Raw genomic sequence first — 567 nt, forward strand, 5'->3', positions numbered from 1 at the left:
AATCCAGTTAAGCGGGATGTTCAGTAGTAAACCAATAAATCCAATCACCATCGCTGGCTTGGTTAATGACATACCATCAGTGAAGCTGCGCAGAGTTTGGAAGAGAAGAAAAGCTGGCACAGCGAAAATCACAGCATGAACGTAGCCGACGGTTTTATCTGCCATCACAGCTTCTACGTCCATCAATTGTAGAATGAACTGTGTTTGCAGCAACACACCAATGATCGGGATACTGATTAACAACGCAAGGACAACACCTTGCTGAATTTCAAATGGGATCTTTTCGCGACGCGCAGATCCGTTAAGCTGCGCCACAACAGGAACCAAAGCCATAAGCAGGCCAATACCAAACAAAATAGATGGCAGCCAAATGCTTGAAGCGACAGATACCGCAGCCATGTCAGTTGCGCTAACGCCACCTGCCATTACGGTATCGACAAAACCCATGCCCGTTTGAGCGACAGACGCGATCAATACAGGGGTAGCCAATTTAATTAGACTCGCTGCTTCTTCTTTATAGCGATGCACGAAAAATACTCCAGAGCGGAACAATAAGATTGAAAGAAA

1 protein-coding gene is annotated in these 567 nt (G+C 45.9%); it reads right to left on the bottom strand.

From position 1 onward, the window contains the following. A partial coding sequence (locus R7093_RS27095; RefSeq protein WP_318147257.1) for an MATE family efflux transporter occupies nt 1-528 on the bottom strand: 528 nt, incomplete at its 3' end. Between the last annotated feature and the right edge of the window lie 39 nt (nt 529-567).

It is taken from the genome of Vibrio sp. 1580, assembly GCF_033340055.1.